At 68.9% G+C, this 14,495-nt stretch carries 13 protein-coding genes; 3 read left to right on the top strand and 10 right to left on the bottom strand.

Annotation, left to right across the window (positions count from 1 at the left end; all coding sequences use genetic code 11):
• The first annotated feature begins 20 nt into the window (after window positions 1–20).
• Window positions 21–1,484: an NAD-dependent succinate-semialdehyde dehydrogenase gene (locus ACZ6ZD_RS05830; RefSeq protein ID WP_465668743.1), complete on the top strand. Its 1,464-nt coding sequence runs from the start codon at window positions 21–23 to the stop codon at window positions 1,482–1,484.
• Here ACZ6ZD_RS05830 and ACZ6ZD_RS05825 read toward each other — a convergent pair whose 3' ends face one another.
• The 7 genes from ACZ6ZD_RS05825 to ACZ6ZD_RS05795 form a co-directional block, all read right to left on the bottom strand.
• Window positions 1,485–2,705 (bottom strand): glutathionylspermidine synthase family protein, encoded by a 1,221-nt coding sequence (locus tag ACZ6ZD_RS05825; RefSeq protein ID WP_465668741.1) that lies wholly within the window; start codon window positions 2,703–2,705, stop codon window positions 1,485–1,487.
• The gene (locus tag ACZ6ZD_RS05820; protein ID WP_465668739.1) at window positions 2,705–3,133 is read right to left on the bottom strand and encodes a hypothetical protein; all 429 of its coding nucleotides are present in this window, start codon (window positions 3,131–3,133) and stop codon (window positions 2,705–2,707) included. The genes ACZ6ZD_RS05825 and ACZ6ZD_RS05820 overlap by 1 nt, the downstream gene beginning before the upstream one ends.
• Before the next feature lie 24 nt (window positions 3,134–3,157).
• Window positions 3,158–4,054 (bottom strand): polysaccharide deacetylase family protein, encoded by an 897-nt coding sequence (locus tag ACZ6ZD_RS05815; RefSeq protein ID WP_465668737.1) that lies wholly within the window; start codon window positions 4,052–4,054, stop codon window positions 3,158–3,160.
• Between the two features lie 22 nt (window positions 4,055–4,076).
• Window positions 4,077–6,509, bottom strand: coding sequence for a glycoside hydrolase family 2 protein (locus tag ACZ6ZD_RS05810; protein WP_465668735.1), 2,433 nt, complete (start codon window positions 6,507–6,509; stop codon window positions 4,077–4,079).
• Between the two features lie 76 nt (window positions 6,510–6,585).
• Window positions 6,586–7,194 carry an SGNH/GDSL hydrolase family protein gene (locus ACZ6ZD_RS05805; protein WP_465668733.1) on the bottom strand — a complete coding sequence of 203 codons (609 nt, stop codon included), beginning with the start codon at window positions 7,192–7,194 and terminating at the stop codon, window positions 6,586–6,588.
• Window positions 7,191–8,288, bottom strand: a complete 1,098-nt coding sequence (locus tag ACZ6ZD_RS05800; RefSeq protein WP_465668731.1) for a Gfo/Idh/MocA family protein — start codon at window positions 8,286–8,288, stop codon at window positions 7,191–7,193. The genes ACZ6ZD_RS05805 and ACZ6ZD_RS05800 overlap by 4 nt, the downstream gene beginning before the upstream one ends.
• The gene (locus ACZ6ZD_RS05795; protein ID WP_465668729.1) at window positions 8,285–9,034 is read right to left on the bottom strand and encodes a sugar phosphate isomerase/epimerase family protein; all 750 of its coding nucleotides are present in this window, start codon (window positions 9,032–9,034) and stop codon (window positions 8,285–8,287) included. Before ACZ6ZD_RS05795 ends, ACZ6ZD_RS05800 begins: the two co-directional genes overlap by 4 nt.
• A gap of 294 nt (window positions 9,035–9,328) precedes the next feature.
• On the opposite strand from ACZ6ZD_RS05795, the gene ACZ6ZD_RS05790 reads away from it, so the two are divergent.
• Window positions 9,329–10,399, top strand: a complete 1,071-nt coding sequence (locus ACZ6ZD_RS05790) for a LacI family DNA-binding transcriptional regulator (protein ID WP_465668727.1) — start codon at window positions 9,329–9,331, stop codon at window positions 10,397–10,399.
• A gap of 69 nt (window positions 10,400–10,468) precedes the next feature.
• Here ACZ6ZD_RS05790 and ACZ6ZD_RS05785 read toward each other — a convergent pair whose 3' ends face one another.
• From ACZ6ZD_RS05785 to ACZ6ZD_RS05775, 3 genes are read right to left on the bottom strand one after another with little or no spacing between them, the layout of a single operon-like run.
• Window positions 10,469–12,562 (bottom strand): molybdopterin-dependent oxidoreductase, encoded by a 2,094-nt coding sequence (locus ACZ6ZD_RS05785; protein ID WP_465668725.1) that lies wholly within the window; start codon window positions 12,560–12,562, stop codon window positions 10,469–10,471.
• A 35-nt stretch (window positions 12,563–12,597) separates the two neighbouring features.
• Window positions 12,598–13,110 (bottom strand): nucleoside/nucleotide kinase family protein, encoded by a 513-nt coding sequence (locus ACZ6ZD_RS05780; protein WP_465668723.1) that lies wholly within the window; start codon window positions 13,108–13,110, stop codon window positions 12,598–12,600.
• A 30-nt stretch (window positions 13,111–13,140) separates the two neighbouring features.
• Window positions 13,141–13,815, bottom strand: a complete 675-nt coding sequence (locus tag ACZ6ZD_RS05775; RefSeq protein WP_465668721.1) for a TetR/AcrR family transcriptional regulator — start codon at window positions 13,813–13,815, stop codon at window positions 13,141–13,143.
• Window positions 13,816–13,892: 77 nt separating this feature from the next.
• Here ACZ6ZD_RS05775 and ACZ6ZD_RS05770 point away from each other — a divergent pair, with 77 nt between their 5' ends.
• Window positions 13,893–14,462: a 2TM domain-containing protein gene (locus ACZ6ZD_RS05770; RefSeq protein ID WP_465668719.1), complete on the top strand. Its 570-nt coding sequence runs from the start codon at window positions 13,893–13,895 to the stop codon at window positions 14,460–14,462.
• Window positions 14,463–14,495: the final 33 nt, after the last annotated feature.

The following is a 14,495-nucleotide window of genomic DNA, read 5'->3' as shown; positions in this document are numbered from 1 at the left end:
CAGCGACCTATGGTGGTCATATGGACCAGCAGCGTGAGCAGGCAGTCGTCGAGGCGTGTCCGACCGACCTCTTCATCGGGGGCAAGTGGCAGCCGGCGGAGGGTGGCCGAACGCTCGGCGTCGAGGACCCGTCCACCGGTACGACGTTCTGCCAGGTAGCTGACGCCAGTCCGGCTGACGGGAAGGCTGCACTGGACGCCGCCGTCGCAGCTCAGGCCGAGTGGGCCGCGACGCCGCCCCGGGAGCGCGGCGAGATCCTGCGCCGTACGTACGAGCTGATGACCGAGCGGGTCGACGAGCTGGCGCTGTTGATGACGCTGGAGATGGGCAAGCCGGTCGCGGAGTCCAAGGGCGAGATCGCGTACGCCGCCGAGTTCTTCCGCTGGTTCGCCGAGGAGGCGGTCCGGATCGAGGGCAGCTACCAGGTCGCGCCGAATGGCAAGGGCCGCTTCCTCGTGATGCGGCAGCCGGTCGGTCCCTGTCTGCTGATCACGCCGTGGAACTTCCCGGCCGCGATGGGTGCGCGCAAGATCGGCCCAGCGGTCGCGGCCGGCTGCACAATGGTGATCAAGCCCGCGGCGCAGACGCCGCTGTCGATGCTCAAGCTGGCCGAGCTGATGACCGAGGCCGGGCTGCCGGCCGGCGTCCTGAACGTCATCACCACCAGCGACTCCGGCGGCGTGATGGAGCCGCTGATCCGCGACGGCCGCGCCCGCAAGCTGTCCTTCACCGGCTCCACCCAGGTCGGCCGCAAGCTGATCGAGCAGGCCGCCGACCAGGTCCTGCGGACCAGCATGGAGCTCGGCGGCAACGCGCCGCTGCTCGTCTTCGCGGACGCCGACCTGGACCAGGCCGTCGAGGGCGCGATGCTGGCCAAGATGCGCAACGGCGGCGAGGCCTGCACCGCGGCCAACCGGATCTACGTCGAACGACCCGTCCTGGACGAGTTCTCCCGGCGGCTCAGCGAGCGGATGGCCGCGCTGAAGGTCGGGCGCGGCACCGAGGACGGCGTCGACGTCGGCCCGCTGATCGACGGCGCCCAACGCGGCAAGGTCGCCGAGCTGGTCGACGACGCGATCACCCGCGGCGCCCGCGCCCTGGTCGGCGGATCAGTTGCTGATGGCAACGGTTACTTCTACCCGCCGACCGTACTCGCCGACGTCCCGCGCGACGCGCGGCTGCAGAAGGAGGAGATCTTCGGCCCGGTCGCCCCGCTGACCGCCTTCGACTCCGAGGACGAGGCGGTCGCGATGGCCAACGACACGGAGTACGGCCTGGTCTCCTACCTGTTCACCAACGACCTCACCCGCGCCCTGCGCATCTCCGAACGCCTCGAGACCGGCATGATCGGCCTCAACCAGGGCATCGTCTCCAACCCCGCCGCCCCCTTCGGCGGCGTCAAACAGTCCGGCCTCGGCCGCGAAGGCGGCACCGTCGGCATCGACGAGTACCTGAACGTCAAGTACGTCGCCATCAACGTCTAGCTATTCGGTCAGCCAGCGCTGGACGGTTTCGGCGTCCGGGCGGGGGCTGGTGCCGATGGCGTGCGGGACGAAGCGGGCGTAGTAGTCGGTGATGGGGCCGTCGGACTCGCGGACCATCATGCCGGCGGCCGAGCCGTCGACGATCCAGCTGCCGATGACGGCCTGGTTGCCGTCGTAGGAGGGGAGCGGGCACCACTGCTGGTAGACCATGGCGTCCGTGTCGTAGGGGCCGTCCTGGGTGTGGTCCTGGTCGGCGGTGTGGATGACGATGTTGCTGCCCTCGCGGCCGTGCAGCGGTTTGGCGACCCACTCGGTCAGGTCGCCCGGGTGGCCGAAGTAGGCCGGGAGCAGGTTCGGGTGCTCGGGGTAGAGCTCCCAGAGCACCGGGAGGATCGCCTTGGTGGACAGCATCGTCTTCCAGACCGGTTCGATCCACTGGACCGGCTGCCGCTCGGTGCCGGCCAGGATGAACTTGCCGAACGCCTCGTCGAGCATGTCCTCCCAGGGGTACAGCTTGAACGCCGTCCGGATCGGACGCCGGCCCCAGTCGACGAAAGCGCGTTGGGTCGACTCCCAGCCGACGTCCTCGATCTCGTGCCCGTACGTCGCCAGTCCGGCCATGGCCGCCGTGTCGCGCAGGTACGCGACTGTCATCTCCTCCTCACCGGACCGCTCCTGGCCGGAGTTGAAGAAGTGCGCCTCGTTCCCCGGGAAGCGGCCGGCCGCGAGCTGCTGCGTCCACCACTGGACCAGGCGGTCGTGCACCGAGTTCCACTGGTCGGCGTCCGGGAAGACATCCTCCAGCCAGTTCCACTGGATCACTGCGGACTCGACCAGACCGGTCGGGGTGTCGCCGTTGATCTCCAGCATCTTGGGCTCGGTGCCGCTCCAGACCAGATCGAAACGGGCGTACACGGACAGGTCGTCACGTCGCAGGGACTGCTGGACCAGTGCGAGTGTGCCGGGCGCCAGACCGAGCTCGGCGTCCGAGAAGTTGCCGCCGGTCGCCATCACCCGGGCGGCGTGCCGGCACATCTCGTAGAGCTCCTCGGTGACGCGTTCGAGGTGCAGCACCTCGTCCATGGTCACCTCGTACCAGGCGCTCTCGTTCCAGTACGGGCGCTCCGAGCCGTCCGGCATGTCGGTCATCGGAAACACCAGGCCCTGCTCAACGACCTTCTTGCGCCAGTTCTCGCGTGGTTTGATCGCGTGCCGCCACATCAACCGCCAGAGCTCCCCTTGCCGGAGTGGCCGAATCCACCACGGCTGATCGTGCCGATGTCCCCACCATTCTTGCTCAGTCCGCCACGCTGAATGCTCGGTGAACCGCTACCGCCACCAGACGACTCGTCTCGTCGTTGCGGCGTGGTGTAGGTGCCCTGGCTCATCGCGTAGCGAGCACCTACCGCCGGCACGTGCGCACCACCCCGTGTGGCCATGTAGAACCAGAAGAAGGCCGCCCCCGAGCCCTGGTAGTCACGTTCGTCCTTGCACTCGTCGTCATCGACTCGGGTCTGGGTCTGCGGTTCGACGCAGATGGCCGCGTAGTCGGGTTGGTCGTCGTCGCTGGAGCAACCGGTGAGGGCTGCGGCGACCAGTGCCGTGAGGCCGAGCGTGATGCCGGCACTGCGCATCCGCCTGTTGGTCATGTGTTGGCTGACGCTGCAGTCATGTCAGCGGTTCCCGTGCATGAGCTGTGTCACTGTCACCAGCTGGTAACCGCGTGTACGTAGCTCTTTCACGATCGGTCCGATCGCCTCATCGGTGTACGGCGCGTTGTCACCGCCGTGCATGTGCAGAACCACGATCGACCCGTTCTGCACGGTCGACAGCACCTGCTTGATGACGGGCTTCGGTGACTTCGCGAAACCGTCAGCGCCCGGGCAGTCGAGCCCCACGGCCGTCACACCGGTGGGTGCGAGCTCGTGCAGCGCCGTACCGTCGTAGCAACCGCCCGGGAACCGGAACCACCGCGTGGCCTGCGGATCCAGCTGGTCGAGCTGCACCACAGCCCGCTGGACGTCGGCTCGCATGTCCGCGCGCGGAACGGTCCCAAGCGTGTAGCACTTCTTGGTGAACGCCTTGTGGTCATAGCTGTGCGTACCGAGCTCGAAGAGCGGGTCAGCCGCCAGCTCGCGCGTCACCTCGGGGTACTGCTCCATCCACATCCCAGTGAGGAACAGAGTCGCCGGAACCTTCAGTCGGCGCAGCTCCGCGATCAGAGCGGTGTTGTAGTACGACGACACCTTGCCGCTGAGCAGCCGCTTTCGCATGGCCGCAGTGAGGTCGGCGTCGAAGGTCAACGCCACCTGCTTCTTGTCCCGCGGCCCGTGGTCGATCACCGGCATCAGGTTCTTGTTGTCCGACTGGCCGGGCCGGACGACGGGAGCCGACGTGGCTGGTGGCCGCGGAGTCGAGCTGGTCGGCGGCGGTGTCGCAGTCGTCCGGGCGGGCGTCGGCGTCGTCGGCGCGGACTGGGGGACGACGCCGGTCGACGGCTCTTGTTCCGCGCACCCAGCCACCATCAGTACAGCTGCCAGCAGCAGCGCTGTCCCCCGTGCCCCAGTCACGGGGGACCAGTATGCCTTCTGCTCAGCTCACCAGGTCATTCGCCGACCGCAGGACCGGTACGCCGACCTCGGTCGGAGCAGCCGCTCCGGTGACGTGGAACGTGTGCTGCTCACCGGCGGCCAGGGTGACCAGACAGGAGTCCACACGGGCTGCCGGGTCGAGGCGGTCCGGGAAGAGCGCCAAGTCCTTGGCCAATGCGGTCGCGGTGACGGTGACGTCGTAGCCATCGTCGGTCGGGGTGACGGACGACGTGTACGCATCAGGTGCCAGCAGCAACGCAGTGTCTTCGACGAAGTACCAGAACGCGGTGGAGCCGTCGCCGCCGCGGACCTCCAGGTACTCGTGCGTCGAGTCGAGAGAGACGAGCGCCGCCGGCACGGGAAGCGTGACCGCCGAACGGGCCGGTACCTCCAGGGTGATGCTCTCCCGAGCGAAGGTCTCACCGCCCTGACCGGTCGCACGACGGGCCAGCAGCAGCTGCGTCGTCCAGACCTCGTCGGAGTCGTTGTGAGCGGCCACAACCAGACCCTCATCCCGTGGCTGCACGGAGAGCAAGCGGTCGGCGTACACGCGCTTCAAGGCGAACCAGAGCGGCTTGCGGATCCCGTGCCCGTCGACAGCGGCCCAGGAGACCACCGGCCAGTTGTCGTTCAGCTGCCAGATGATCGCGCCGGTGTTCAGCGGGAACAGGCTGCGGAAATGCTCGATCCCGTAGATGATCGCCCGCGCCTGGTTCAGCTGCGTCGTCCAGTGCCAGTCATCGATGTTCTTCCACAACGGCAAGTGGTCGCCGAGACCGCGCTCCAGCTTGAGGTTGCCCTCGTACGCCTTCTGGTGCACGAGCATCTGCTCGCCGTACGGATCGAGCGGGACGTCGTGCACGACCGACGTCAGCGTCGACCAGGCCGGCGGGCCCTGGAAGCCGAACTCCGACACGAACCGCGGCTTGTACTTGCGGTACGTCGAGTAGTCGACCTGGTTCCACACGTCCCAGACGTGCATGGTCCCGTTGCGCTCGTCGTTCGGGTGGATGAAGTGGTCGTACGAGTACGGGCTGCCCTGCGAGTACGGCGTCCGCGGGTCCAGCTCGGCGACGATCCGCGGCAGCAGGTCGAAGTAGTAGCCCTCGCCCCACTTGCGGCCGGCCAGCGGTGCGCGCCAGCCCCACTCGACGTAACCCCAGATGTTCTCGTTGTTGCCGTTCCAGACCGCCAGGCTGGCGTGCTTGCTCAGCCGGGTGACGGCGTCCCGGGCCTCCGCCTCGACCTCGCTCCACAGCGGCTCGTCCTCGGAGTACGCCGCGCACGCGAACAGGAAGTCCTGCCAGACCAGGACGCCCTGCTCGTCGCAGATGTCGTAGAAGTCGTCGGTCTCGTAGATGCCGCCGCCCCAGACCCGGAGCAGGTTCATCCCGGCGTCGAGCGCGTCCTGGATGCTCGTCTCGTACGTCGCCCGGTTCAGCCGGGTGACGAACGCGTCGTCCGGGATCCAGTTCGCGCCGTGCACGTAGATCGGCCGGCCGTTCACCGACAGGACGAACGGGCCGCCGTCCTTGTCCGGGGCAACATCCATCGTGACATCGCGGAAGCCGACCCGGCCGGTCCAGTTGTCGTCGGCTACCGTCACGCTCACGTCGTACAACGGCTGATCGCCGTAGCCCCGCGGCCACCAGAGGTTGACGTCGGCAACTGTTGCCGTCAGCGCCACTGCGGGAGTGCCTGCGGCAACCGTTTCACTGACAGTCTGGCCGCCAACCGCCAAGGCGACCGTCGTCTCGGTCGCGGCGTCCGACCAGGCCAGCTCGACGTGTGCGGTCAGGACGCCGTTGCCATCGGCCAGCGGGCGGACGCTCGCGATCCGGACGCCGGACCAGGACTCGATCCGGATCGGCTTCCAGATCCCCGCGGTCGCGAGATCCGGACCCCAGTCCCAGCCGTAGTTGCTGGCCATCTTCCGGATCGCGTTGTAGGCGTGCTTGTTCGTGTGCGGCCAGAGCCCGAGCGTCTCGGCCAGCTTCTTCGCCGTCTCGACCGGCGACGCGAACTCGACTACCAGTTCATTGCCCTCGGCAACCAGGAGGCCGGTGACGTCGAAGCGGTAGCTGCGGTGCTGGTTACAGGTCTGCGCGATCTGCCGGCCGTTCAGGGTCACCGTGGCGGCGGTGTCCAGGCCATCGGCAACCAGCTCCTGGACGGCGTGGCCGTCGGTCGCCCAGTCGAACGTCGTCCGGTAGACCCAATCGGTGCTGCCGATCCAGGCCAGCTTGCTCTCGTTGTCCCCGTCGAACGGGTCCGGGATCGCGCCGGCCGCGAGTAGGTCGGTGTGGACCTCACCGGGCACGGTCGCGGCGATCGGCGTACCCAGCAGCGCGCTGTCGTCCGCGGGCACCGGCCCGGCGATGGCCTGCACGGTCCAGCTGGCGCCACCCTCGGTGGTCAGCGAAAGAGTGTTCAACGGAATCTCCAGAGAGCGTGAACCGGTTTAGTCAGGACAAACTACAGCTCCCCCGTGAGGTCAGGGGAGCTGTAGTTCAGAGAACGGTCGTGCGCCACAGATCGGCCAGGGCGCGATGCCCCGCGGCCGTCGGGTGGACGCCGTCGTCCGCGAGGGTGTCCGCGCCGACGGTCAGGGCTTGCCGGCTGAGCTCGGTCTGGGCCCGAACCAGGATGGCGTTGTACTCCGCGGCGAGCTTGTGGACGACCTCGAGTTTCGGATCGAGATCCTCCGACCAGGTCTCCTGACCGGGGTCGACCGGCAGCACGAACGGCTCGATCAGCACCACTGGGCAGGTCAGCGGCGCGAGCAACTCGCGGTATGACTTCTCGAACAATTCCGGTGTGGTCGGGTCGTTGGCGTTGTCGTAGCGCCGCCAGGTGTCGTTGATCCCGATCAGGATCGAGACCAGATCGGGCTGGTGGGCCAGGACGTCGGCGGACCACCGCGCGGCCAGGTCGACCGTGCGGTTGCCGCTGATCCCGGCGTTGACGACCCGCGGCCGGTCGGCCCCGAAGTCGTCGTACAGGTCCCGGACGTAACCGTCGCCGAGCTGCGCCGGGTCGTCCCGGCGTCCGCAGTCGGTGACGGAATCCCCGGCGAACACGACGGTCCACCGGGGATCCAAGCTGAGCTTGGCCGTCATAGCGTCGCCGCGTGCACGTCCCAGTCCTCGGGGAGGACCGGCGGGACGTCGACAGTGCTGGTCACGTCCACGAACGCGCCGGTGTCGATCGAGTCGGTGATGGAGGCCATCACGTCGACGACGTGGAACGCGAGCGCCCCACTGGCCCGGTGCGGCCGGTCCGCGCGGATGGCGCGCGCCATCTCCAGGACGCCGGTGCCGCGCTGCGCGGTCGCCTTCGTCGTGGTCAGCGTCTCCCAGTCCTCGGTGCCGCGGCGGCGGATCTTGATGTCGCCGTCGAACGCGTTCGGGTCCGGGACGGCGAGTGTCGCCTCCGAGCCGGTGATCTCGACGAACCCGGCCCGCGACAGCGGCGAGTCGAAGCTGAAGATGCTCTGCGACGACTGCCCCGACTCGAACCGCGCGATCGCGCTGACATGGGTCGGCACGGTCACGTCGAAGTCCGTCCCGGCCAGCGGGCCCGAGCCGATCGTGCGCTTCTCGCGCGACTTCGAGCCGATCCCGGCCACCGCCGCGACCGGACCGAACAGCTGGACCAGCGTGGTCAGGTAGTACGGGCCGATGTCCCACAGCGGGCCCGCGCCCTCCTGGAACAGGAAGGCCGGGTTCGGGTGCCAGGACTCGGGACCGGGCGACTGCATCAGGGTGAGCGCGGTCAACGGCGTACCGATGTCACCGCGCTCGATGATGCGGCGCGACTCCTGCAGGCCCGGGCCGAGGATGGTATCCGGGGCGCAGCCGAGACGCAGGCCGGCGTCCTGGGCGGTCGCCAGCAGCTTGCGGCCGCTGTCCTGGTCCAGCGAGAAGGGCTTCTCGCTCCACACGTGCTTGCCGGCGGCAACGGCTGCCAGCGCGACCTCGACGTGCGCGATCGGGATGGTCAGGTTGACCACGATCTCGACGTCCGGGTGGTTCAGCACGGTCTCGGGGCCGCCGTGGGCCTCGATGCCGTACTCGCTCGCCTTGTCCTTGGCGGCCTCCGGGCGCAGGTCGCCGATCGCGACGACCTTCAGGTCCGGGAAGCTCTGCATACTCTTGATGTACGCGTCGGAGATGACCCCGGCGCCGATCACACCTACACCGACAGCACTCATTCGGGCGCGCCCTCTCCGGTCAGGAACGTGAAGCTGGCCTGGACGGCGTCGAAGATCTCGCCCTCGTAGTCGTCCAGCTCGACGACGCGCAGCGCGTGCGGGGCCGCGGCGAGGATGTCGCGGACGGCGATCTGGCCGTCGCCGACGCCCACCTGGGCCTTGTTGTTCAGCGTGCCGTCGCCGTCCTTGACGTGCAGCGCCTGGACCCGGTTGCCCCACTTGCGCAGGATCGCCGGGACGTCGGCGCCGCCGACCGCGGCCCAGTAGGTGTCCACCTCGAGGATCACCTCGTCGCTCAGGTGGTCGACGAAGATCTCCAGCGCGTGCACGCCGTCGATCTTGTTCTCGAACTCGAAGTGGTGGTTGTGGTAACCGACCGTGATGCCGTGCTCGGCCGCCTCGACCGCGGCCTGGTTGAGCGCCTCGGCGGTGGCCTTGACGTCGTCCGCCGACGTCCAGCGGGCCGGGTCGATGTAGGGCTCGATGACGGTGCCGATCCCGAGCCGCTGCGCGGCCGCGTAGATCGGGGCCGCGTCCTCGCGGAGCAGGCCCGCGTGCGTGGTCGGTGCCGTCAGGCCGTGCTTGGGCAGCGCCTCGGCCAGTTTGTCCGCCGCGCCCGGCACACCGAAGGGTTCGACCTTCGTGAAGCCGATCTCGGCGATCCGGGCCAGGGTGGCGTCGAAGTCCTCCTCGAGCTTGTAGCGGACCGTGTACAACTGGAGGGACAGGTTGTCCACTGCGACCATGGTTTTCTCCATGAGGTGTTGTGGTGACCGGCGGCGGACCCGCTGCCCTTGGGAGCCGTCGCCGACCTGCGTGCCGAACCGGTTAAGTAACAGCGGCAACCGTATCCCACCCGGAACCGCCTCGACTAGGGTCCGCCCACACCTCGGCCGATTGCGACCGGAACCGGCGAGTTCCGATATGTGATCAAAAAAGTCACTTTCCGCTCTCACTTGGTGACACGGTGTGGTAATCGGCGCACACTAGAGGATTCCGGACCGACCGTCAGCGGTCCGGCCGCCCGTGAGGAGTTTGTTGTGCCCCGAGTCACCATCAAGGAGATCGCACGCCGCGCCGGCGTCTCCAAAGGCGCGGTGAGTTACGCGCTGAACAACCAGCCCGGAGTGTCCGCGGCTACCCGTGCGCGGGTTCTCAGAGTCGCCGAAGAACTGGAGTGGGTACCGAATCGCGCCGCCCGGCAGCTGTCCGCGGCGCGCAGTGAGACGTTCGGGCTGGTCCTGGCCCGGACGGCGCAGACGCTGACCGAGGAGCCGTTCTACCTGGGCTTCGTCGCCGGCGTGGAGTCCGTGCTCGCCGATCGCTCGTACGCGCTGGCCCTTCAGGTGGTGTCCAGCTTGGACGAGGAGCTCGCGACGTACCGGAAATGGGCGGCCGAGCGCCGCGTGGACGGCGTCATCGTGGTCGACCTGCGAATGGCCGACCCGCGGATCCCGTTGCTGCGCAAGCTCGGGCTGCCCGCCGTCCTGGTCGGCGACCCGCAGCTGGCCGACGGCCTGCCCTGCGTCTGGACCGACGCCGCCGCCGCGATGAACGCGGCCCTGGGACACGTGGCAGCACTGGGGCACCGCCGCGTCGCCAGAGTCGCCGGACCGCCGGAGTACGGCGACGTCTGGATCCGCGACCGCGCCTTCTTCAGCGCCGCACGCTCGCTCGGCCTCGACGTCAGCCTCGTCCACACCGACTACTCCGCCGACCAAGGCGCCGCCGCGACCCGCGACCTGCTGGCCGCCGACCCGCGCCCCACCGCCGTCATCTACGACAACGACCTGATGGCCGTCGCCGGCCTCTCCGTCGCCCAAGGCCTGGGCGCCGTCGTCCCCGACGACCTCACCCTGGTCGCCTGGGACGACTCCACTCTCTGCCGCATCACCCACCCGCGCCTCACCGCCATGTCCCACAACATCATCGGCTACGGCGCCGAGGTCACCCATCGCCTCCTCAACCTTCTGGACGGCGCACCCCCCGAATCCCACCTCTACTCCACCCGCCTCCTCGTAGTCCGCGAGAGCTCCGGCCCACCCGCGACCTGTCCCTCCCGCTGCGACCGCCCCCCGCGCTACGCGCCTCGCCCTCACCACACCACCTGAGCCGGGTCGCTGCCCCTCCCGCCACAGGTGGGGTGGGAGGGGCAGCCGCCTGTTCCGGTCTGGGGAGGCTCAGGTGGCGGTGACGGTTACGGGGACGCCGTTCACGGCGGCGGTGCCGGCTACGGCGTCGGTGCGGGTGGCGTCGGTGAGGTCGTTGAGGCTGACGCCGGCGAGGCGGCCGGCTACTTGGAGCTGGACGCCGGGGCGGTTGTGGCCGAAGCCGTGTGGGAGGGACACGACGCCGGGCATCATGTCGTTGCTGGAGGCAACTTCTACCGCGAGGGCGCCGGCCGCGGAGGTGATCGTCACCAGCTGTCCCTCGGTGAGGTCTCGCGACGCGAGGTCGTCGGGGTGCATGAGGAGGTGGTGGCGGGGTTTGCCTTTGGTGAGGCGAGCGGAGTTGTGCATCCAGGAGTTGTTGTTACGGAGGTGCCGGCGGCCGATCAGGAGCAGCTGATCGTCGGCGACCTGTGGGAGTGCGGCCAGCCGGGGGAGGTCGGCGAGGAAGAGCGGCTGGTCGAGGTTGATGCGTTTGGTCTTGTGAAAGAGCGCTCGCGGGAGAGCGGGCTGAAGGGGGCCGAGGTCGATGCCGCCGGGTGCCTTGCGCAGCGCGCGGAGCGAGAGTTTGTAGGGGCCGATCCGCAGCCCGGCGTCCACGACGCGACGCGGTGGCAGCCGCAGCTGCGCCTCGACCAGGAGCCGCTTGCGGCTGAGCGGCGTCCGGCGGGCGAGTGCGATGCCGAGGTCGCGGAAGATCTCCCAGTCGTGCCGGGCGTCGGCCGGCTTCGGCAGGACGGCGTCGTTCCAGCGGGCGGTGTTGCGGACGGCGAGCTGGTGGAAGACCACGTCGTAGTGCTCGCGCTCGAGCGGTGGCGCCGGCGGCAGGATCACGTCCGCGTGCCGAGTGGTCTCGTTGATGTACGGATCGACCGCGACCATGAACTCCAGCGACTCGAACGCCTCGTCGAGCTTGCGCCCGTCCGGGGTGGACAGCACCGGGTTCCCCGCGATCGTCACCATCGCCCGGATCTGTCCGTCGCCCGGCGTCAGGATCTCCTCCGCCATCACCGACACCGGCAGCTCCCCGCCGAACTCCGGCAACCCGCGCACCCGGCTCGACCAGACCCCGAGGTGCCCGCGCCCGAGCCCGAGCAAGGTGTTCACCGCGGGCCGCGCGAACATCGTCCCGCCCGGCCGGTCCAGATTCCCGGTGATGATGTTCAGCACCTGGATCGCCCACTGACACAGCGCGCCGAACTGCTGCGTCGACACCCCGACCCGCCCGTAGACCGCGGCCCGGCCGGCCGTCGCGTACTCGCGCGCCGTCCGCCGGATCACCGCCGCGTCGATCCCGGTCAGGGCGGCCGCCCGCTCCGGCGTCCACTCCTCGACCGCGGCTTCCACCGCGGCGAGCCCGTCGACGTACGCCGCCGGCCGCGCGTGCCCCTCGGCGATCACCTCGTGGATCAGCGCGAGCAGGAAGGCCGCATCCGTTCCCGGCCGGACGAAGTGGTGCTCGTCGGCGACCGCGGCGGTTTCCGTCCGCCGCGGGTCGATGACGACCACCTTGCCGCCGCGTTTGCGGACGTCCTTGAGCCGCCGGGCGAACCCGGGCGCCGTCATCATGCTCCCGTTCGAGGCGAGCGGGTTCGCTCCCAACATCAGCAGGTACGACGTCCGGTCGATATCCGGGACGGCGATCATCAGCTGATGCCCGTAGAGCTGGTACGACGCGAGCATCTGCGGCAGCTGGTCGATCGACGTCGCGCTGAATTTGCTCCGGGTCCGCAGCTGCCGGACCAGCGTCGGCATATGCGTCAGCGCGCCGAGACTGTGGACATTCGGATTGCCGAGGTAGACGCCGACCGAGTTCCGCCCGTGCGCGCGCTGGATCGCGGTCAGCTTGTCGACGATCAGCGCGTACGCCGCCGTCCATCCGATCGGCTCCCAGCCGTTCGCCGTCCGGCGGACCGGAGTCCGCAAGCGGTCCGGGTCGTCCTGCAGATCGCGCAGCGCGACCGCCTTCGGGCAGATGTGCCCGCGGGACAGCGGGTCGGACTCGTCACCCCGGATGTCGGTGACGTGGCCGTCCTCGACCGTCACCAGCACACCGCAGATCGCTTCACACAGGTTGCACGAGGTCCGCCGTACCGTGGTCGCCATCCAGCCAAACTACCCCCGGGTAGCGTGGCTCGCCATCACTCGAAGCGCGCCTCGTCGAGGCGGCCGAGGATCGCGTCGACGGTCTCGGCCGCGGACAGGTCGGAGTTGTCCAGCCAGAGGCCGCGCCGCGGGCTGAACGCGTGCAGCTCGTAGTCGAGCTCGTCGACCAGGTGGTGCGATCCGCCGAGCCGCCCGGAGATGACATCCGGCCGCGGGGTCAGGACGACGAGGTAGCGCGGGCGCGTCCGGATGCCGTCCAGGAACTCGCGGAGCAGCTCGCCGATCACGACGTCCTGCAGGACGACGGTGAAACCGGCCTCGGCGTACCCGTCGGCGGCCGTGCAGGCGAGCCGGAACCCGAGCTGCATCTGGCGCTGCGCCTCGGCCGGGTCCTCGGCCATCGAGGCGTGCCCGCTGACGATCATCCGGCGGAACAGACTGCCCGGCAGATGGACGCCGTACTGGAACCGCTCGGCCAGCAGATGGGAGACCGCGGTCTTCCCGGCCGCCATGATTCCGCTGACGACGATCACGCCCTCGGATTCCATGGGTGTGATCGTGCCACCACAGACCAAGTTTTAGTCCGGTTTCTGGTGAACTTGTTCCTCGATTGCCGAGAAATCCTTGGTTTGTAAGGCGTTTTCGGTCAGCAGCGAATCGATGTGGTATCTGAGCAGCTGCCGCACCCGGGCCGGCGTGGTGTGCGCGGGCTGGATGGCGGCGTGCAGCGCGAGGCCGTCGATCAGGGCATGCAAACGCTCCACCTCGCGGTGCAGCTCCAGGCCTTCGCGGACCGAGCCCGCGTAGTACAGCGCGTGCATCAACTCCGTGCAGAGCTCGCGCAGCCCGTTGTGCACGTCCTCGACGGTGTCCTGCAGCGCCCCGACGCCGGACTCGGCCTGTGCCTGGGCCATGAAGGACAGCCAGATGTCGAACTCGGACATCCGCTCCTCGTCGAGGGGGAGTGCTTCCTCCAGATAGCGCAGCGCCACCGTGGTCGCGTTGCCTTTGGCGCCGCCGCGCTCGGTCAGCGCGGTGATGCGCTGGCCGACCCGGCGGGAGACCAGCTCCATGGCGAAGCTGAGCAGGCCGTCCTGGTCGGGGAAGTAGTAGCGCACCGCGCCGGCCGACCAGCCGGCCTCGGCGGCGACGGTACGGACCGAGGCGGCGCGGATGCCGTCGCGGCGAACCACTCGCCACAGGGCCTGGGCGATCTCCTCGCGGCGGGCGTCGTGATCAACGATCTTGGGCATGTATCCTTTTTAGCACACCTGTGTTATGTTCGTTTCACAACACGGTCGTACTAAATAAATCTCAGGAAGGAAACATCGTGCTGCTCGCTGTGATCGCCGCGTGTGAAATCGGCTTCTGGGTGCTGCTCGCCGCCGGCATGGCGACGCGCTACCTGCTCCGGATGCCCAAGGCCGGGATGGTCCTGCTGCTGATGGTGCCGCTGGTGGACGTGATCATGCTGGTCGCCAGCGTGCTCGACATCCAGCGCGGCGGAGACCCGTCGTTCAAGCACTCGCTGGCCGCGATCTTCATCGGGGTCAGCGTCGGGTTCGGGCACCAGACGCTGAAGTGGGCCGACGGCTGGGCGGCGTACAAGTTCGCCGGCGCGCCGCGGCCGGTCAAGCCGCGCAAGGGCGGCCGGGAGCGGGCCCGCCGCGAGCGCGCCGGCTGGTACCGCCACCTGTTCGCGTACGGCGTCGGCGTCGGCATCATGATCGCGCTCGGGCTGCTCTCCGGCCAGGGGTACGACGCTCTGCTCGGCCCGGCCTGGACGTGGACCATCGTGCTGATCATCGACGCGGTCGTCTCGTTCAGCTACACCTTCGACGGTGACGAGGACGACCCGAAACAGGAGAACCCGGCCTCGAACCTGCGTTCGGTCGCCTGACCTCCCGGACCGGCCCGCCCGTTCGTCGTAGAT

The sequence above is a fragment of the Kribbella sp. NPDC104218 genome (assembly GCF_055584105.1).
Note: the sequence above shows the minus strand (reverse complement) of the source record. Positions and strands in the feature narration are given on the sequence as shown.